The 19,279-nt window shown below is 36.1% G+C and carries 19 protein-coding genes; 5 read left to right on the forward strand and 14 right to left on the reverse strand.

Annotated elements, in window-relative coordinates; translation table 11 throughout:
* Positions 1-49: 49 nt before the first annotated feature.
* Positions 50-646, reverse strand: coding sequence for a superoxide dismutase (locus tag JOE44_RS15735; RefSeq protein ID WP_034691558.1), 597 nt, complete (start codon positions 644-646; stop codon positions 50-52).
* A gap of 195 nt (positions 647-841) precedes the next feature.
* Positions 842-2,683: a transcription termination factor Rho gene (rho, locus tag JOE44_RS15740; RefSeq protein ID WP_209786286.1), complete on the reverse strand. Its 1,842-nt coding sequence runs from the start codon at positions 2,681-2,683 to the stop codon at positions 842-844.
* A gap of 143 nt (positions 2,684-2,826) precedes the next feature.
* Between rho and JOE44_RS15745 the strand changes: the two genes are divergently transcribed.
* The 4 genes from JOE44_RS15745 (at position 2,827) to JOE44_RS15760 (ending at position 6,706) form a co-directional block, all read left to right on the forward strand.
* The gene (locus tag JOE44_RS15745) at positions 2,827-3,216 is read left to right on the forward strand and encodes a DUF4293 family protein (protein WP_209786287.1); all 390 of its coding nucleotides are present in this window, start codon (positions 2,827-2,829) and stop codon (positions 3,214-3,216) included.
* 143 nt (positions 3,217-3,359) lie between these two features.
* The gene (locus JOE44_RS15750; protein WP_209786288.1) at positions 3,360-4,280 is read left to right on the forward strand and encodes a M28 family peptidase; all 921 of its coding nucleotides are present in this window, start codon (positions 3,360-3,362) and stop codon (positions 4,278-4,280) included.
* Between the two features lie 222 nt (positions 4,281-4,502).
* The gene (locus tag JOE44_RS15755; protein WP_209786289.1) at positions 4,503-6,341 is read left to right on the forward strand and encodes an ABC transporter ATP-binding protein; all 1,839 of its coding nucleotides are present in this window, start codon (positions 4,503-4,505) and stop codon (positions 6,339-6,341) included.
* 17 nt (positions 6,342-6,358) lie between these two features.
* Complete coding sequence (locus JOE44_RS15760; RefSeq protein ID WP_209786290.1) at positions 6,359-6,706, forward strand: DUF1801 domain-containing protein; 348 nt, start codon at positions 6,359-6,361, stop codon at positions 6,704-6,706.
* Between the two features lie 49 nt (positions 6,707-6,755).
* On the opposite strand, the gene JOE44_RS15765 is transcribed toward JOE44_RS15760, so the two are convergent.
* From JOE44_RS15765 to rsfS, 9 genes are all read right to left on the reverse strand, one after another.
* On the reverse strand, positions 6,756-8,567 hold the full coding sequence (locus tag JOE44_RS15765) for a hypothetical protein (RefSeq protein WP_209786291.1): 1,812 nt from the start codon (positions 8,565-8,567) through the stop codon (positions 6,756-6,758).
* 301 nt (positions 8,568-8,868) lie between these two features.
* A complete protein-coding gene (locus tag JOE44_RS15770; protein ID WP_209786292.1) occupies positions 8,869-9,189 on the reverse strand; it encodes a helix-turn-helix domain-containing protein in 321 nt (106 codons plus the stop codon).
* A gap of 1 nt (position 9,190) precedes the next feature.
* Complete coding sequence (locus JOE44_RS15775) at positions 9,191-9,604, reverse strand: transposase (RefSeq protein ID WP_209786293.1); 414 nt, start codon at positions 9,602-9,604, stop codon at positions 9,191-9,193.
* Between the two features lie 97 nt (positions 9,605-9,701).
* Positions 9,702-10,694: a Two component regulator three Y domain-containing protein gene (locus JOE44_RS15780; RefSeq protein ID WP_209786294.1), complete on the reverse strand. Its 993-nt coding sequence runs from the start codon at positions 10,692-10,694 to the stop codon at positions 9,702-9,704.
* Positions 10,695-11,118: 424 nt separating this feature from the next.
* Positions 11,119-11,775 carry a phosphatidylserine decarboxylase family protein gene (locus JOE44_RS15785; RefSeq protein ID WP_209786295.1) on the reverse strand — a complete coding sequence of 219 codons (657 nt, stop codon included), beginning with the start codon at positions 11,773-11,775 and terminating at the stop codon, positions 11,119-11,121.
* Between the two features lie 4 nt (positions 11,776-11,779).
* Positions 11,780-12,652 carry a phosphatidate cytidylyltransferase gene (locus JOE44_RS15790; protein WP_209786296.1) on the reverse strand — a complete coding sequence of 291 codons (873 nt, stop codon included), beginning with the start codon at positions 12,650-12,652 and terminating at the stop codon, positions 11,780-11,782.
* A 24-nt stretch (positions 12,653-12,676) separates the two neighbouring features.
* On the reverse strand, positions 12,677-13,258 hold the full coding sequence (locus JOE44_RS15795) for an LUD domain-containing protein (protein WP_165791670.1): 582 nt from the start codon (positions 13,256-13,258) through the stop codon (positions 12,677-12,679).
* A gap of 135 nt (positions 13,259-13,393) precedes the next feature.
* Positions 13,394-15,415, reverse strand: a complete 2,022-nt coding sequence (gene ftsH, locus JOE44_RS15800; protein WP_209786297.1) for an ATP-dependent zinc metalloprotease FtsH — start codon at positions 15,413-15,415, stop codon at positions 13,394-13,396.
* A 20-nt stretch (positions 15,416-15,435) separates the two neighbouring features.
* Complete coding sequence (gene rsfS, locus JOE44_RS15805; RefSeq protein WP_047376360.1) at positions 15,436-15,801, reverse strand: ribosome silencing factor; 366 nt, start codon at positions 15,799-15,801, stop codon at positions 15,436-15,438.
* Positions 15,802-15,888: 87 nt separating this feature from the next.
* On the opposite strand from rsfS, the gene JOE44_RS15810 reads away from it, so the two are divergent.
* Entirely contained in the window at positions 15,889-16,602 is a 714-nt protein-coding gene (locus JOE44_RS15810; RefSeq protein ID WP_209786298.1) for a biotin--[acetyl-CoA-carboxylase] ligase, read from the forward strand.
* Here JOE44_RS15810 and JOE44_RS15815 read toward each other — a convergent pair.
* From JOE44_RS15815 to JOE44_RS15825, 3 genes are all read right to left on the reverse strand, one after another.
* On the reverse strand, positions 16,596-17,708 hold the full coding sequence (locus tag JOE44_RS15815) for an LptF/LptG family permease (RefSeq protein ID WP_209786299.1): 1,113 nt from the start codon (positions 17,706-17,708) through the stop codon (positions 16,596-16,598). The genes JOE44_RS15810 and JOE44_RS15815 overlap by 7 nt on opposite strands.
* Positions 17,709-17,714: 6 nt before the next feature.
* Complete coding sequence (gene tgt / locus JOE44_RS15820) at positions 17,715-18,845, reverse strand: tRNA guanosine(34) transglycosylase Tgt (protein ID WP_105683178.1); 1,131 nt, start codon at positions 18,843-18,845, stop codon at positions 17,715-17,717.
* A gap of 65 nt (positions 18,846-18,910) precedes the next feature.
* Positions 18,911-19,279 (reverse strand): DUF4296 domain-containing protein, encoded by a 369-nt coding sequence (locus JOE44_RS15825; protein ID WP_228421735.1) that lies wholly within the window; start codon positions 19,277-19,279, stop codon positions 18,911-18,913.

The following is a 19,279-nucleotide window of genomic DNA, read 5'->3' on the forward strand; positions in this document are numbered from 1 at the left end:
AAAGGTTCAGAATAATTCTGAACCTTTTCATTTTTATAATAGCTGAAAATTATTTATTGAATAATTCCTCTACTTTATCCCAGTTTACTACATCGAAAAATGCAGAAACATAGTCAGGTCTTCTGTTTTGGTAGTTTAAATAATAAGCATGCTCCCAAACATCTAATCCTAAAACAGGTGTTCCTTTAACGTCTGCTACAGGCATTAATGGGTTATCCTGATTAGGTGTAGAAGAAACCGATACAGAACCGTCAGCATTTTTTACTAACCAAGCCCATCCTGAACCGAATCTTGTTTTAGCAGCATCAGAAAAATCAGTTTTGAATTTGTCAAGACCACCATAGTTTTCAATAGCAGCTTTTACATTCCCTACTGGCTCTTTGCTTCCTCCTGGAGTTAAAATTTCCCAGAATAAAGAGTGGTTGAAGTGACCTCCACCATTGTTTCTTACTGCTGGTTTGTCAGTTCCTGTCTGGCAGATTTCTTCAATCGTTTTTCCTGCTAGTTCAGTTCCTTCAATTGCTTTATTTAAATTGTCAATATATGCCTGGTGGTGTTTTGTATGGTGGATTTCCATAGTTCTTGCATCGATCGTTGGCTCTAATGCATCGTATGCATATCCTAGTTTTGGTAATTCAAATGACATAATCTTTATTTTTAATGTTATAATTCAAAATTAGCCAATATTTAAGGGATTATCAAGGATTGTGGATTACTTTAATAAATCTTTAACATTGATATATTGATTTAGAATGAATTAAGTTTTATTTTTTTACTGAATACTAACAAAAAGCACGAACCTAATGATCCGTGCTTTTTATTTAACAATATTAAATTAAATTTATTTATTCATAGACATCAGGAATTCTTCATTATTCAGAGTTCCTTTGATGTTCTTATTAACAAATTCCATAGCTTCTACAGGATTCATTTCAGAAAGATATTTTCTGAAGATCCACATTCTCTGAGAAGTCACTTCATCTAAAAGAAGATCATCTCTACGAGTGCTGGAAGAAATTAAGTCGATAGCCGGATAGATTCTTCTGTTAGCAATTTTTCTGTCTAACTGAAGCTCCATATTCCCTGTACCTTTAAATTCTTCAAAGATCACTTCATCCATTTTAGATCCTGTGTCAATCAATGCTGTTGCAATAATTGTTAAAGATCCTCCACCTTCAATTTTTCTTGCAGCTCCAAAGAATCTTTTTGGCTTGTGAAGCGCATTAGCGTCTACCCCACCGGAAAGAACTTTACCTGATGCCGGAGTAACCGTATTGTATGCTCTTGCCAATCTTGTAATAGAGTCCAGTAAAATCACCACATCATGTCCACATTCTACCATTCTTTGTGCTTTTGCAAGAACAAGATTAGCTACTTTCACATGTTTTTCTGCCGCTTCATCAAATGTAGATGCAATTACTTCTGCATTTACACTTCTTTCCATATCTGTAACTTCTTCCGGACGTTCATCGATCAGAAGAACCATCATATAAACTTCCGGGTGGTTGGCAGCAATAGAATTAGCGATATCTTTAAGCAACATTGTTTTACCTGTTTTAGGCTGTGCAACAATCATTGCTCTTTGTCCTTTTCCAATAGGTGCAAATAAATCTACAATTCTTGTCGAAATCGTGGAGTTACTTCCTGCCAAATTGAATTTTTCTTCCGGGAAAAGCGGAGTCAAATATTCAAAAGCTACACGGTCCTTGATGAATGCAAGGTCACGCCCGTTAACTTCTGTAGGTTTCAATAATGAAAAATATTTCTCCCCTTCTTTCGGAAGTCTTACAATTCCTTTAACTGTATCTCCGGTTTTCAACCCATAATTCCTGATCTGTGCTGTAGATACATACACGTCATCCGGAGAAGAGATATAGCTAAAATCTGAGGAACGTAAAAATCCGTAGTTATCGGGTAAGATTTCCAACACCCCTTCAATGCTTACCAATCCATCGAAATTAAATTCTTTTTTATGGTCATGCTGCTCCTCTGCCTTTTCAGAATGTCTGTTTTGATTTTGATTCTGATTTTGGTTTTGATGCTGATGTTGGTTCTGGTTCTGGTTTTGATTTTTATGTTGGTTTCCACTGTTCTGTGGATGGTTATGTCCTTTTTGAGGTCTGTTAGCCTGTTGTTGAGGAGGATTGTTAGGCTTTTCTTCGGCCTGGGCAGGCTCTTGAGAATCTGTGTTTTTTGGAGCTTCTGGTTTTTCCTGAGATACTTCAGTATTACCTGTATTGGTAGAAACTCTTTTTCTTTTCTTTTTAGCTTGAGCGGCGGCTGATGTATCTTCTGTTACGATTGCAGTGGCTTCAGCTTTGGGCTCTTCCTGTTTTATTTCTTCAGCAGCAGGAACCTTTTCTTCTATTTTTTCCTCTTCTTTAGGTTCTACCGGAGCTTTTGTATTTGCTTTTGGCTTGGGGGCTGCCGGTTTTTTTGGGGCAGCTTTTCTTGCCGGGGCTTTAGCAGGTTTTTCTGCTGAGGCCTCTTCAGTATTTATACTGGCGGTTTCTGTGGCGTTGAAATAATCTTTTGCAACTTTAGGGTTAGAAGCCTGAAAGTCAAGAATAGCAAAGATCTTGTCATTTTCATTGCTGGTTCTTGCAACTTTAACGCCCAAATCTTTTAAGATTTTAGTCAGTTCCGTTACGGATTTTGACCTTAACGTTTCTATGTTAAACATATTTATGTAAAAATGTAATTAATTGTGAGTAAGAAAAGTAAGTCCGGTGACTTTGGTTTTCAAGTACATTGTATAATGCAAATCTACACTTATTTTTGAATTGTGCAAAATTTATGTTATTTTTGCCAAGAATTTAATATTCAATGCTACAGAGAATACAAACTATATGGACTTTATTAGCAGTTTTAGCTGCAGTGTTCCTTTTCATAACAGGACAGGATGTTGTCATTTCTGACAGTATTCCCTTGCTTAATATAAGCTGTATAGTGCTTGTTATTACAGGAGCATTAAGTATTTTTAGTTTCAAAAACAGAAAAAGACAAATTTTGCTGAATACCATCAGCATCATTATAAACGTTTTGTTGATTGGTGTATTGGCGTACTGGTTACTAAACTTATCCGGAGGAATTCATTTTCCTGAGAAGGGTATTGAGCCGATTTTCCCATTGCTTGCGGTGATCTGTCTGCTTATTGCAAATATTTACACCCGCAAAGATGAGAGGCTCGTAAAATCTGTAGACAGACTTCGATAGCCTTACAACGATTTTTTGAGTGAGAACAGCTTCTTTTAAGGAGCTGTTTTTTATTTACCCCAAATTCTTATTTAATTTATGTAATTTCATTGCAACTTTTTGATCAGAAATACGACAGATCATATAACTTTTAATAAAAGACAATGAAAAAGCTAACGTATCTTACATTATCACTATTCTCCATACTTACTTTTGCACAGGAGGTTTCCAAAGAAAGAGTAAAAACAGTTCTTTCCACTCTTGCTTCAGATGAAATGAAAGGCCGTGAAATCGGAACTCAGGAAAATGAAAATGCTGCCAACTATATTGCAAAGCTTTTCAAAGAAAATAACCTGGAATACTGTACCGGAAAATCTTATCTGGTTCCTTTTGATTATAATGGAAAAACGGTATATAATGTCTGTGGAATCAAAAAAGGAAAAACGGATCAATATCTTGGATTCTCAGGGCATTTTGATCATATCGGAACCAGTGATAAAAGCGGAGACAATATCTACAACGGAGCAGATGATGATGCCAGCGGAATTACCACCCTGGTAGGCATTGCCGATTATTTCAAAAACAAAAAACCGGAATTCTCTATGGTGTTCATGGCATTCAATGGGGAAGAAAAAGGAATGCTGGGCTCAAGAGCTATTTCAACGGATAAAAATCTGGATCCTATTTATAATAAGATGACTGCCCTTTTCAATTTTGAAATGGTGGCTACAGAATCTCAATGGGGAAAAAACGCACTATATATGACCGGAGACGGATTCTCGGATCTTGATGAACTTTTCAATCAAAATGCTGTGAATGGATTAAAAATTAATGCAGATCCTTATGCAAAACAACAGCTTTTCTACCGTTCAGACAATGTGAGTTTTGTAAAAAAGAAAATCATTGCCCATTCATTTTCAACAGTTGATATGACCAAAGCATCTCATTATCACCACGAAAATGATGATATCAATATTGTAGATTTTGATAATATGACCCACATCATCAATAATTTTGGAAAAACACTGGATAAACTGAATCCTAAAAACTTTGCTCCGAAATATAATGACCAGGTGAAATTTTAATTAAACCCTATATGAAAACCGCTGAGATAGCGGTTTTTGCATTAAACAGCCTTAGTCTTTTACTTCCTGTTCTTTAGTCTTATTGATTCAAAAAATAAGATTCAATAGTTGTGAGTTGTAACAAAAAGACATTTTTTGAAACTTATCCATTAAAGTAAAACAGGATTAAGAACGTCTTATCTTTTAATTTTACGTAATTTTGCTATCCAATTTTTTCATTGAATGAACCAATATATTAAAATACTAAAGTTCGCAAGACCCCACCAAAAATACATCTACGGAAGTTTATTTTTTAATCTCCTGTATTCTGTATTTCAAATTGCTTCTTTGGGAACTATTCTACCCGTTTTGGGAATGCTTTTCGGCACCATTGAGGCTAAAAAATACAGCCATGCCCCCGTATATTCGGGAGAAATTTTAGATTTTTTCTCTTATGCAAAAGAATATGCCAATTATTATGTTCAGAGTTTAGTAACCGAACATGGAGCGCTTAACGTTTTGGCCTGGCTTTGCGTGATAACGGCTTTTATGTTTTTACTGAGAAACCTTTTCAGATATTTAGGTTCATTTTTATTGATCAATTATCGTGTGGGTGTTACTAAAGACCTGCGTGGAGCGATGTACAGAAAGATTCTTTCTCTACCTGTTTCTTTTTTTACAGAAAGCAAAAAAGGAGATCTGATGTCTCGTATGTCAAATGATGTGGGTGAAGTTGAAGGGAATATTTTGGGAAGTTTAGTTGAATTAATCAACGCTCCTTTTATGCTGATAAGCACATTGGTAACTCTTTTCTTTTTAAGTACAGAAATGACTCTTTTCTCGCTTTTAGTACTACCTGTAATGGGAACAATGATTGCTTTAATAGGAAAAAGTCTGAAAAAAGATTCTCACGAGGCTCAAAATGAGATGGGAAATATTTTCTCCATTGTAGACGAAACATTAAAATCTACAAAGGTGATTAAGATTTTCAGTGCAGAAAAAATAATGGACAACCGTTTTATGCAGTCTATGCAGAAATGGATTAACAGTTCAATAAGATTAGGAAGAAAAAAGGAATTAGCCTCTCCAATGAGCGAATTTTTGGGCTCCGTTACTTTTTTAATTATTGCCTGGTACGGTGGAAAGCAAATCATTGTAGAACAAAGCATTTCACCTGCAGATTTCCTGGTTTTCCTGGGTATTTTCTTCCAGATTTTACCTCCAGTAAAAAGTTTATCCCAGTCTATTTCGAATGTGCAGAAAGGGGAAGCATCTCTTGAAAGGGTGTTGGCAATTCTTGATGCTGATGTAAGAATTGACGAAATAGCGAACCCTGTTTCCATCTCAACATTAAATAAATCAATCGAGTTTAATAATATTGGTTTTTACTACGATAAAGATCATACGATTCTTAAAAACTTCTCACTTTCCATCCAAAAAGGAAAAACGGTTGCTCTTGTTGGGCAAAGCGGAAGTGGTAAAACAACTATTGCCAATCTTTTAGCAAGATTCTATGATGTTTCGGAAGGAGAAATTCTGATTGACGGAACAGACATTAAGCATTTAAAATTACAGGAATACCGTAAACTTCTGGGAATGGTAACACAGGAATCTGTATTATTCAATGATTCCGTTTACAACAATATCCTGATGGGTAAACCTGATGCCACCAGAGAAGAAGTGATTGCAGCCGCTAAAATTGCTAATGCAGACACCTTCATCACCAATCTTCCAGAAGGATATGATACCAATATCGGTGATGATGGCGGAAAGCTTTCCGGAGGTCAGAAACAAAGGGTTTCTATTGCAAGAGCAGTGTTGAAAAACCCACCTATTATGATTCTGGATGAAGCCACCTCTGCACTGGATACGGAATCTGAAAGATTTGTACAGGATGCACTGGAAAAAATGATGGAAAACAGAACTTCTTTAGTTATTGCCCATCGTCTTTCAACCATTCAGAAAGCAGACTGGATTGTGGTAATGGAAAAAGGTGACATTGTAGAACAAGGAACACACCATGATCTGATTGCTAAAAGAGGCGTATACCACAAACTGGTTGAACTTCAAAACTTTGACTAATCATTTAACTGAATAAAATGAACCCCATACAAGAGTATTTCTACAGAATCGAAGAGCCTGAAAGAAGTACTCTTTTGTTTTTGCGCGATACTATTTTAGCCTCAGATCCGGAAAATATAACAGAAACATTCAGTTTCGGACTTCCGTTTATTAAATACAAAAAGAAAATGCTGTGCTACTTCTATTACAGCAAAAAATACCAAAAACACTATCTGAGTTTTTATCACGGCGACAGACTTGATTATCCTGAACTGATTCAGGATGGCAGAAAGAAGTTCAAAATTCTACTTATCGATACAGAAGAGGATATCCCTGTGGAATTTATATTACACCTGACACAGGAGGTTAAAAGATATATAAAATAAAAAACTCCGGCACGAATAATCGTGCCGGAGCCATCTTTAAAAAACCTTATCATTTTGTGTTTATTCCACTGAATTCTGCCTTTTTAATTGCCCAGGCAAGAGCATTTGCATAGAATATTGAGTTATATACATTCATTTCATAGGCAGCTGCCCCATTTCCATAGTTGGGTTTAGGAATTGGTTTATAGTTCGTATCTGCATAGAATGGACATATCGTATCTGAAGTATTGGGAGAAGTAACAGTTCCACACTGAGAGTTAAATCCTCCATCTCCTACCCAGATAAAGTTCAGCGTGTTATGCTTAAATGCTGTTACACGACCTACATTTCCAGTGGGTGAAGCTGTAGAAATATTTGTATCTCCTGAATATACAGTAATTTCACTGGAAGGCAGCCCTGTTGCATATGTTGTGGAAGAAGCATCTTCACCCCATTGTAATCCTCTTATATCACCAAAAGGACCATTCAGTATTTCGTCATTGGTAAGTGGAAGTTTATAGATAGCTCCCGCACTGTTTACACTTCCGGTATTTACTGATCCGTCAAAAACATTTCTGAAAAGGTTCTGCATTCCGCTATTACTTTCAGAATAAGCAACGATTACCCCTCCTTTTGCCAGATAATTTTTTAATACCTGAGCTTCTGCAGCATTCATTCCCCATGCATATCCAATAACAATAATATCTACAGGATTTGCTCCCGTTGTCCAGGTTGTCAGCTGTGTGGCATTTGGACTGTCTGTACCGTCTATGATCTGATCCCATCCTTCATATTTTACAATACTGTTTGCCAGTGTTCCAAAATTAGCGGCAGCTTTAGTCACCATACCCGATGGTGAAGTTCCTGATACATTATATCCACAACCATTTGGAGCTGTACCAATGGTTAAAAGTTTTTTCTTGGGAACCACCACAATCACATTGACAGTACATGTGGTGGAAACTCCTCCCTGGCTGTCAGAAGTAATGGTCATTGTTTTTACAGTGGTGGAGGAAGGTGTACCTGTCCCTTGCAGTGTAACATTCTGATTTCCTGTAGCAGCAAATACTCCTGATCCACTGAAAGAAATTCCATCAACAGTATTGGTGGTAATGGTGTAACTTCCAAGTGTTGAAACATTCACTGGCAAAGTAATCGTATTGGAAGCTGTAAGAGCTGTTCCTACTTTATAGACTCCGTTTACCGTTGCACTTCCACAGCTCATAGTATAGGTTCCTGAAGGGCTCAGTACCGCAATAGAAATGGCAGGAGTACAGGTAACAGCAGTTCCGTTGGCTTCAAGGGCTACATTATCAGTCTGAATATTCTGAGGAGCACCCTGTCCCGGAATCTGTATGGTTTGTGTTCCGGCATTAAGGAATACTCCGGTTCCATAGAAGTTATATCCGTTTGTTGTCGTTCCGGAAATGGTATAATTCCCTGGTTTTGTAACATTAACAGCAATGCTCAGGTAATTCGAATTGGTAAGTTCTTTCCCTTTCACGTAGCTTCCCATTGCTTTGGAAGAGGAACAGTCTATGGTAAAAACAGCTTTCCCCATTTGTCCGCAGACACTTTTCCATTCGTTGTCAGCAAGGCTCCAGTAATTAAAACAATCTTCGGTGGTATTGTAAATTGTCAAGCCATCATCTTTGGATTGATTAACTACAATTGCATTTCGTTCTGTTTCAGTTAGCCTCGGAATAAGTACTCCTTTGTTATTATTTCCTGAAACAACATCCAAAACAGAGTTTGAATTGGGCACAGTAGTATTAATTCCTACCGCTCCATTATTAGCCTGTGAATAAATTTTTCCAAAAGCAAAGAGCATTGCTATCAGCAAGACTTTGATTGGGAACATTGTAAATTTTGTGTCCATCATTGTATGAATTATAATTGTTTAATGATTAAAATTTCAACTAAGCAGTTCAGTCATTTAACCATCACAAAATTATCATTCACAGACCATTACTAATTAATTCCCACTACGCAATACTACTCACGCGTAGTAAAACTCACAAAAAGTCAACAACTTACAATCGTAAAAAAGCACTAAGAAAAAGTTGAATTATTCAACAAATATCAAACATAAATTCAAAAACAAGAACAAAAGCAACACAAATATCATTATTGATTATTTATTTAAAATCATAACACCAAGAGATTAAATGAAACACAATTACTCATACTTTAAAAATGATTTTCCACTTGGCAATGGTATTTCGGCTTATTTTAAAATGATGACTCAGCTGAAGATTGGTAAGCTCATTTCTTTTCTGATAACTAAGAATATTCAAAATAGATTCTTCGTCATAAGAACGGAGTCTTTGGCTGTTGCGTCCCACCGTATATTCAGGTTCACCAAAAATTATTTGATTAAATTTCAGAATATTAATGGCAGAATGGAGTGTTTCCAGCTTAAACCGGATGGTGTTGTCTATTAATTTTTCAGGGAATTTTTCTTGAAGAATATCAGTATAAATCTGCTTATAGTCAGGCATCATATTATATTTTTTTCATCCATTTATATAAGGTGGTTTTAGGAATCTTATACCGTTCCACAACATCGTTAGCCGTCATTGTTCTGCTTTCGATTTTTTCAAGTATAAAATCTTTTACTTCCTGGGTATAGATACTTTTCCGGAAAACCATCGCCTTTCCCTTTTGGATGGCTGTATTATCAATTCTTGACTGAGGAGCATATAAAATCAGGTGGCTGGTATAAAACCTAAAGAAATCAAATTTTAAAAGCTTACACCATTTCAACAGAACATCGGTATCCATGCTTCTTGCATGATACATCATTTCTATTTCATCTTCCGTTCTGTTTAAAAATCGGGAAATTCTTTCCATTGAAATCTGATGTTCTTCTACTTTGGATTTGATCAGACTCCCAATATGAATGTTCTTAATATTCATCACAATATTTTTAAGTAAAAATATCGACAAGAAAAACAAAAAATGCCATCAAATACTACTCAACACTACGTATAAGTAACAAAAATCGGAATTTTGTTTAAATTTTAATAAGAAAACTATTAACGTTGATTTCTGAGGAAATATTCAGTTTTTTCCGGATTCTGTATTTTTTACTTTCTACCGCACGAATACTGTTATTGGTACATTGTGCTATTTTCTTGGTATCAAAATCAAGCTTCATCAAAGCACAGAAATACAGTTCAGAATGGATAAGGTTAGGATTTATTTTTAAAATATCAGGAATAAAATGAGGAAAAAACACCTGAAATTTTTCAAAAAACATAGGCGAATTATTTTCAGCCAGACTTAAAATTTCCTGGATATTTTCTTCTGAAAGATGATTGATAAGCATCTGGTGCTTCATAAGTTCCGTATTTGTTTTCACCAGATCCTTGATGGTAGAATCTTTTTCTTTTCTGTCCGTAATTAAGCCATGGATAAGGGCATCCTTCTGGGTAATAAAGACAATATCCATCAAAAAGGAAGCAATAGAAAATAAAATATTCAACAGTTTTATTGTTTTAAAATCTTCTTTTTCTATAAATCGGCTTTTAGGCAGAAAATCAAAATCAAAATACAGACACACTATAAAATTGATGCTGATCATGAAAGTAATAAAGAAGATGGAAAAAGAATCTTTTTTATAATTCAGGAAGAAAGGAACCGCAAACAGAAGACAAAAGTAGAAATATTCTACCCCTGCATTCTTGTAAGTATAAATATTAAAAAAGTTGACAATAAAAGTCAGTAAAACGAATGTACCGATAATAGAAGTTTTCAAAACCTTTTTAAAGCGCCTGGTCTTTCCTTTTATAGCCATAAGAAACAGCCAGAAAAAGGTAATTACGGTAAGAAATGTTGAGATCAACATATCTCCGAAAAAAGCAATAATAAAAATGGAATAAAACAGAAATATGAAAAACAGTAAAAGCAGATAACGATTGATAAGATGCAGATAATTACTGTCAAAATCGTCATCCATCTTCTCTGTTTCATCGTTGATCATCTTAAAGAAAAACTTATAAATCATCTTGTTGTTTTTTTATGCTTTCACAAGCTTAAGTTGGTATTTGTACTCCTGAAAGCATAAATTTTCCAATATTAACAACCTTTCATGCAAAATAAAAAAATCTACAACACGAAATGTATCGTCTTTTTCAGCATTAAAAAGGATATGATTAAGGTGTTTTCTAGCTACAATTTATTAAAATTATCAAATGAAATACCATTTTTAACAAGAAATTAATAAGCATTTACCTCACATCACTTAAAAGCATGAGCTTGTGTTTTTAAGCATGCAAAATTATTGATCTCAACGAAAAAGCATCTATCTTCTGATACGCAATATTACTCATGCGTAATTTAAACTTAAAACACTCAAATGAGATTCATGTTTACTCAATAAAAAAGAGAGCTATAAAGGCTCTCTTTTGATCTTATATACGATAATACTATTAATTTTCTTTCAGTTTGGCGATTATATCTTCACCTCCTTTTGTAATATCACCAATCTTGCAGATGATCTCAGTATCCAATGGCAGGAATACATCCATTCTGGAGCCAAATTTAATAAATCCGAACTCATGCCCGGCTTTTGCTTTATCACCTTCGTTACAGTAGAAAACGATTCTTCTTGCCACATATCCGGCAATCTGTCTGAAGACTACTTTATGATTGGTCATCGTTTGTATGGCTACCGTAGTTCTTTCATTCTCCGTAGAAGACTTTTCATGCCATGCTACCAGATATTTTCCCGGGTGATATTTTTTATAAATCACTTCTCCCGAAACCGGATACCTGCAGATGTGAACATTCAGTGGAGACATGAAAATAGAAACCTGGATGGCTTTTCCTTTTATAAATTCATCTTCATCCACTTCTTTGATCATTACCACTTTTCCGTCTACCGGAGCTATTACGTTTTCTTTGTGATCAAGGATATTACGATCCGGAACTCTGAAGAACCAGAAAACTAAACCGTAAATAACCAACAAAGGCATAATGATCACCAGTGACCATATTTCAAGGAAATAAATTGCTAACGCACCCAGAATAATAAAAAGCAGGGTTGCAACGGTAATCGTTCCTTTTGATTCTCTATGTAATTTCATGAGACTAAATAAATTTTTCTAAAATAAAGTACAAATATACGACAGGAACGCAGATAATAAAACTATCCAGCCTGTCTAAAACTCCACCATGGCCAGGAATGATGTTTCCACTGTCTTTTACACCGAAATTTCTTTTCAATTGGCTTTCTACCAAATCTCCCAAAGGAGCAAAGGCAGCAACCAGAAATCCTACAATCATCCAATTTCCTCTCAGCTCAGGCTGATAATGTTCAATAAAGTAAGACAGAACCAATGTAAGAACTACACCTCCGGCATATCCTTCCCATGTTTTTTTAGGAGAAATTTTAGGAGCCATTTTATGTTTACCGAAAAACTTCCCTACCAGATACGCAAAGGTATCACTACTCCAGATTAGGATAAACAGAAACAGAACCTCCAGGGAGAAACCGTCTGTATAGCTGGAGAACTTTGGAAGCCCCAATGCGAAACTGAACGGCAGAGCTACATAAATAACGGTAAAAATGAGTTTCCCACTGTCGAAGTATAATTCGTTAGGATATTTGAATAAAGTAACCACAGCAATCCCAATAAGCGCCAGTGCCAGTATTTCACTAAGCCTGAAATCAAAAAAGAAATCGTGATTAAAATATCTTTTGGAAAAAATATAGAAAATAAACATGACTAATGGGAATACCACCCATTTTTCATATCCGTTTCCAAATTTCATGATTTTGACACATTCCCAGGTTCCCACAATCAGCAACAGACTCATTAAGCCATAAAAAAGATACTGCTGTTTAATGAGACCAGGTACAATACTGTTCAGCAGCTGTGCTCCCAACGGAGTAGAACAAAGAATAATGACGGCTACATACACTATCCCTGATACGGTTCTTTGAATGAGGTTTTTGTCCAAAATTTAAAATTTAGAAGTGGTTGCTTAATCTTCAAGCAGCAATAAAAACAGCTTTGTATTGGCATTGGAAGAACTGTCCATTTTTGACTGGCTTCCGCTGATGGAAGTAAGGTTCTTGATATTTCCGTTTCTTTTTATTTTCCCCATTGCATCATTCAGGTTGTTCACAATCTGAGAAACATTGGCAATGATAATAATTTTGTCAGGAAGCCTTGAAGAATGATAATGAAGGATATTATTATGAGAAAGCATGATTCTGCCATCATAGGCAATCAGGTATTCACAAGTAATGAATGCGGCCTCATTAGAAGACTGCAGTTCTGAAGTATAAGTAGACTTCACAACATTCAAAAAGTTCTGAAGTTCTTTATCCCAACAGAAAAGGTTGTTAATACCTTCTATTTTGATAATTTGATTTAAAGTTTGTAGAGCTTCCGCTTCATCTGCACAATAATTAAAAAATCCCCCCGAATGCGTAAATAATTGCGCAAACTTATAGTCAAGATCCGCATTTTTCAGCGAATCCCCAAGCTTCTCCAGGCTCTGTTTGTCCTCTTCTTCAGGCTGGTTGGTAAGTTTGCTTACAATCCTCTTGAATAAATTCAACTTAATCTATTTTTAGTCAACTTTATACAAAAATAGAAAATAAATTACAATAGTGTCCAAAATATCTCTTCAAATATGAAAAAACCTGACAATTTTGCAGTTGTCAGGTTTTTGTTAATTCTATTTTTTAGAGTCTTAAAGCTGTGTTGGGCTTTCTGGAGCCTGAATTTCGCTTTCTTCTTCTTTTTCTTTGATCTGAGGTGTTTCCTCTGCTATTGGCTGATCTTTTTCAGGAATAGTATTGGTAACAGGTTTCTCTGTCAATTCAGGATCCCATGCTCTCTTACCGAATATTTCTTCTAAGTCTTCACGGAAGATCACTTCTTTTTCCAACAATTTATTTGCCAGAGCATCCAGTTTATCTTTATTTTCTTCAAGAATTCTTACAGCTCTTTCGTACTGATTTTCGATAATCAATTTGATCTCTGCATCAATTTTGGTAGCTGTTTCTTCAGAGTAAGGCTTTCCGAATGAGTATTCAGACTGTCCTGAACTGTCATAATAAGAAATATTACCGATATTCGGACTTAATCCGTAGATTGTTACCATAGCCTGAGCTCTCTTCGTTACTGTTTCAAGATCAGAAAGTGCTCCTGTAGAGATATTGTTGAAGATTACCTGCTCTGCGGCTCTACCTCCCAATGTTGCACACATTTCGTCCAGCATTTGCTCAGTAGTGGTAAGCTGTCTTTCTTCCGGAAGATACCATGCTGCCCCTAAAGAACGTCCTCTTGGAACAATTGTTACTTTTAAAAGTGGTGATGCATGTTCTACTAACCAGGAAATTGTAGCGTGACCTGCTTCATGATAAGCAACTCTTCTCTTTTCAGATGGTTTGATGGCCATATTTTTCTTCTCAAGTCCACCGATAATTCTGTCTACCGCATCCAGGAAGTCCTGTTTCGTAACAGAAGTATGGTTATATCTTGCTGCGATTAATGCTGCTTCATTACAAACATTAGCAATATCTGCCCCACTGAATCCAGGAGTTTGTTTTGCTAAGAAATCTCTATCTACATTATCATCAAGCTTGATTTTTTTCAAGTGAACATCAAAGATCTGTCTTCTTTCGTGAAGTTCCGGAAGATCCACATAGATAGAACGGTCAAAACGACCTGCTCTCATTAATGCTTTATCAAGAATATCCGCTCTGTTGGTAGCCGCCATTACAATGACATTGACATCTGTTCCGAAACCGTCCATTTCGGTAAGAAGCTGGTTCAATGTATTTTCTCTTTCGTCGTTTCCGCCAGAGAAATTATTCTTTCCTCTTGCACGTCCGATAGCATCAATCTCATCAATGAAGATAATTGCCGGAGATTTTGCTTTAGCCTGAGCAAAAAGATCTCTTACTCTGGAAGCTCCTACCCCAACAAACATTTCAACGAAATCTGATCCTGAAAGGGAGAAGAACGGAACTTTAGCTTCACCTGCAACAGCTTTTGCCAATAAGGTTTTACCTGTTCCCGGAGGGCCTACCAAAAGAACTCCTTTAGGGATTTTACCTCCCAGTTTTGTATATTTTTCAGAGTTTTTCAAGAAATCTACTACTTCCTGAACTTCTTCTTTAGCACCTTCCAATCCTGCAACATCTTTAAATGTTACCTGAATTCTTTCTTTTTCGTCGAAAAGTTTTGCTTTAGATTTTCCGATAGAGAAGATTTGTCCGCCAGGGCCTCCGCCTCCGCCCATCTTTCTGAAAAGAAGGAAGTAGAATAATCCTAAGATAGAAATCCAAACCAGCGCAGGAATTAAAATATCCATTAATGCGCTTTTTCCAGTACCGTAATCTTTAGTTGTTTTAATAACCGGATTGCTGGCTTTGACCTGCTCAAATTTCTGAAGGAAAAGTTGAAGGTCTCCATATTTCACAGAAAAATCTGCTTTAGGAGCCATGTCCAGGACGGAAAGTGGGTTGTTTTCTTTTCCGGCTTTGGACACCATTGCCGATTTTGCTTCTTTTGTTAGGAAAACATCCGCTTTCTCTATGTCTTTGTATATAATTATATTCTGGACTTTGCCCGCCTGCATTTCTCTAAAGAAACCATCTTCATCAATAGATTTTGCAGTATCGCCTCCAAGGAAATTGGAGCCAAAGAAAAGCAAAAGAGCTATGATTGCAATAGGAAAGAACCAGTTGAATCCTTTATTATTCATTTAGACTTTTTAAATTTTTATTATTCATTTTCAATTTTGGTAATGACTGCGTCACCCCAAAGCTCTTCTATATCGTAGTACTCACGTACCTGTTTTTGGAATATATGAACCACCACTGAAACGTAATCCACCAATACCCACATCGCATTTTCAGTACCTTCTACGTGCCAAGGTCTGTCCTGCAGTTCGTTTCTTACTTTTTTCTCTACACTTCCTGCTAATGCAGCTACCTGTGTATTTGAGTTTCCGCTACATATCACGAACGTTTCTGCTACGGAGTTTTCGATGTTGGAAAGATCAAAGATCATAATGTCTTCTCCTTTTACATCCTGGATAGCTTCAACGATTTTATCTATTAACGCTTGTTTTTCTGCTGTTTTATTCATTAAAAAAATACTATAATCTGCAAATTTATTGTTTTTTCTTTACTTTAACCTTACTTTTACCCTCCTAATGTCTTAAATTTTTCTTAAATGAGCCAACTCTTCTACCTGAAAGAATGTTCTTCTACTAATGACGAAATATCAAAGTTTTTACTTTACGGAAATTCAAATTTTATAGGGCTTCATACTTTTAATCAAACTAAAGGCCGTGGTCAGTATGGAAATGTTTGGACTCAGACTGCCGGAAAAAACCTGGCTTATACGCTGGCAGTGAGTACTCAGAACATCCTGTGCTCCGACTTTATATTCAATTATTATACCGCAATGGTGATCCGGGATTTCCTTGCCAAATTGTCTGACTCTGAGGTAAAAATCAAATGGCCGAATGATATCATCCTTAAAGGTAAAAAAATCGTTGGAATTTTAATAGAAAAGAAAAAAATTAATCAAAATAATTATTTCATCATAGGAGCAGGAATCAACATTCTCCAGGAAGATTTTGATAAAATATCCAATGCCGGATCACTTCTGACCCAGACGGGAATACAATTTGACCTTGAAGAACTGGCTTTAAATCTCCATGAATTCCTGTCTGAAAAACTAAAAAACATTCCTTCTGACCAGGAAATTCTGGATGGGTTTAATAAAAACCTTTTCAGAAAAGATCAGGTATCTGTCTTTGAAATTGAAAAAGAGCGACAAAATGGCATTATCCGAAATGCAGATGAGAAGGGTGAACTCTGGATCGAACTGGAAGACGGAATGCATTCCTTTTATCACAAGGAAGTAAAATTACTTTACTGATTGGCTCTTTTGATATAAAGGTAAAGAGTAAGCGGAAGGAATACCAGATTGGGCAGCCACATCGCTACAGCCGGAGACAAACTTTTATTTTCTGAAACTACTTTTAAAGCTTCAAATGAAAACACGAAAATAAAGGCTAACGAAATCCCTATGGCCAGATTAACTCCCAATCCTCCCCTTTTCTTTTGTGATGACAGGGAAAGCGCCAGGAAAGTAAGAATAATGATGGAAACAGGCATTGATGTTCTTTGGTGAAGCTCATTCAGATAGGAATTCAGGTTACTGTTTCCTCTTGCCTTTTCTCTTTCAATAAATTTCAGAAGTTCCGGTGTGGTTTTATTTTGCCCCAAAAGCTCGTTAGGAAAAAGCTCTTCCGGTGAGTGGCCGTAATTTTTTCTTAATTCTATTCCGTTTCCTAGTTTTTCGGTATTGTCTTTATTGATGGTTTTTTCAAGATAATTATTAAGAACAAACTGTTTTTTTGTTTTATCCCAATATACTTCGCTTGCTTTCAGCTCGTAGGTCATTTTTCTGTCTTTATCATATTTCTGATAGACAAAACTCGATCCTCTTTTTTCTCTTTTATTCCATGAATCAACGAAAATATATTCCGTTTTACTCAGCTGTGAAGAAGCGGGTGCTGTTCCTAAAATCTTTTCTTTATTGGCTGCATTATAGGTATAAGCTTCCAGTTCATTTTTCTTGATATTAGCCCATGGCAGCACCATATGATACACCACAAGAGCAATCAATCCAATAAAAATAGAGGTAACCAGATAAGGCTTGGAAAATCTGTGGAAACTGGCTCCACTACTGATAATAGCAACAATTTCAGTATTATTTGCCATCCTGGAGGTAAAATAAATCACCGATATAAATACCAGAATGGAAAGGAAAGTCACTACAAGATTGATGATCCAGAAGGGATAAAAATGGATAAGGAAATAGGTCAGATCCAGTTTCGGATCAATGGCCTTGGCATTTTCTATCCTTGGAATCTTTTGCTGAACATCAATAACCAATACGACTATAGACAATAATACCAACATGAAACTAAAAGTTCCAAGGTATTTTTTAATGATATATCTGTCTACAATTTTAAGCATATTTTCTTACAGTCTTTGTCTAAGAATTGGTACTACAGAGTTTTTCCATTCATAAAAATCTCCTGCAATAATATGTTCTCTGGCTACTTTTACTAAATCCAGGTAGAATGCAAGATTATGAATCGAAGCAATCTGTTTTGCCAGATATTCTTTGGATACAAACAGGTGGCGAAGATACGCTTTTGAATATTCACGATCCACAAAACTGGTTCCGAATTCGTCCAAAGGCGAAAAATCACGCTTCCATTTCTCGTTTTTAAGGTTCATCACCCCTTGCCATGTGAAAAGCATTGCATTTCTTGCATTTCTTGTTGGCATTACACAATCCATCATATCAATTCCCAGCCCGATGGATTCAAGAATATTCCATGGAGTTCCTACTCCCATCAAATATCTTGGTTTTTCTTTTGGAAGAATGTCTGTTACTTCATCTGTAATTCTGTACATTTCTTCTTCCGGCTCTCCAACAGAAAGTCCTCCGATGGCATTTCCTTCTGCTCCTGCTTCAGAAATTACTTCTGCAGAAATTTTTCTAAGATCGGAATAGGTAGATCCCTGAACAATTGGGAAAAGTCTTTGTTTATACCCGTATAATTCAGGGTTATCATTCGTCCATTCAATACATCTTTTCAGCCAACGGTGTGTAAGCTCCATAGATGATTTTGCCTGGTTGTAATCACAAGGATAAGGAGTACATTCATCAAAAGCCATAAAAATATCGGCTCCGATCTGTCTTTGAATCTCCATTGATCTTTCCGGAGAGAACATATGGTAACTACCGTCGATGTGAGATTTGAATCTCGCACCTTCTTCTGTCATCTTTCTGTTGCTCGCCAGTGAAAACACCTGAAAACCTCCGGAATCGGTAAGGATCGGAAGATCCCAGTTCATGAATTTATGTAAACCACCGGCATCCTGCATCGTCTCCATTCCGGGACGAAGGTAGAGGTGGTAAGTATTTCCCAGAATAATCTGAGCTTTAATGTCTTCTTTTAATTCTCTCTGATGAACTGTTTTCACACTTGCTACAGTTCCCACAGGCATAAAAATGGGAGTTTGAATCTTCCCGTGATCTGTGGTAATTTCCCCTGCTCTGGCTTTTCCTTCAGAGGTTTTTTCTATATTAAAAAATTTCATCTCTATACTTTTTTAAAACACTGTTTTACCAGTGATTCTTGTAGGGCAGAAACTTCCGGGTCATTTTACCTTACGACAGGCATTACAACACCATTTTGTTTCAGTTTATCCTTTATGTATTTATCTGCTTTGGGATCTTTTTTCAGCAATATTTCCTGTGCATCATTGGTAATCCCATCCATTTCTTCTTTAATCACATAGTATTTGAAACTGTCTACAAAGTCATCAGATTTTACTTTATGAGACTTCAGCACAGCTCTTGTACCTGCTTCCATATTCTTATCAGGATATACAAAGATAGCCTGATCATTGATCGCAAGATCGGCAATAATTTCTGCCATCATCTCTTTATCGATCAGATTTTTAGGCTTATCAATATAATCTCCGCACGAAAACAGACCCAGCAAAACGAAAATAAAGATTAGCTTTTTCAT

Origin of the sequence: Chryseobacterium sp. PvR013, from assembly GCF_017833095.1 — a bacterium.
GTDB classification, from domain to species: Bacteria; Bacteroidota; Bacteroidia; order Flavobacteriales; family Weeksellaceae; genus Chryseobacterium; species Chryseobacterium culicis_A.